General features: G+C 71.0%; 1 protein-coding gene. It reads left to right on the top strand.

All coding sequences use genetic code 11. The features are described from left to right. Positions 1–11: 11 nt before the first annotated feature. Positions 12–766 (top strand): AMP-binding protein (locus AAW13_RS02390; RefSeq protein ID WP_240528509.1); only part of this gene is annotated, 755 nt, incomplete at its 3' end.

Here is a 766-nt window from a genome sequence, read left to right on the forward strand (position 1 = left end):
GGCTGGAGTTCATGGTCGCCGACAGCGGGGCGCAGGTCGTGCTCCGCGAAGGAGATCTCGCGCAGACGGCTGCCCTGCCGTCGACGGCGCCGGACATCGTCGTAACACCAGGCCAGTTGGCGTATGTGATCTATACGTCGGGTTCGACGGGGCGTCCCAAGGGTGTGCAGGTCTCGCACGCGAGCGTCGTCGGCATGGTGACGGCGCTCGGTCCCGAGCTCGGCGTCGACCCCGGGGCGCGGGTGTTGCAGTTCGCGTCGTTCAGTTTCGACGCGGCGGTGCTGGATCTGGCGGTGACCCTGGCGCGTGGGGGCACGCTGGTGGTGGCGCAGGCGGAGGAGCGGGGCGAGCCGGAGGCGCTGACCGCCATGATCGGGGCGGAGGGTGTCAGCGCGGCGAGCGTCGTGCCGTCCCTGCTCGGTGTGCTGGATCCGGAGCAGGTGCCCGGTATCGAGACGTTGTTGCTGGGTGCGGAGCGGCTGACCGAGCAGGTGGCGCGGGTGTGGGCGCCGGGCCGGCGCCTGGTGAACACCTACGGCCCCACCGAGTCGACCGTGATGGTCACCGCTGGCCCGGTCGACGGGCAGGGGCTTCCTCCCATCGGCTCTCCGGTCGCGAACGCCCGTCTGTATGTGCTCGACGACCGGCTGGAACCGGTCCCGGTGGGTGTGGCGGGTGAGGTGTTCATCGCGGGTCCGCAGGTGGCCCGTGGCTATGCCGGCCGCCCCGCTCTGACTGCCGAACGTTTCCTCCCTGACCCGTTCGC

The sequence above is a fragment of the Streptomyces humi genome (assembly GCF_001005085.2).
Lineage (GTDB): Bacteria > Actinomycetota > Actinomycetes > Streptomycetales > Streptomycetaceae > Streptomyces > Streptomyces humi.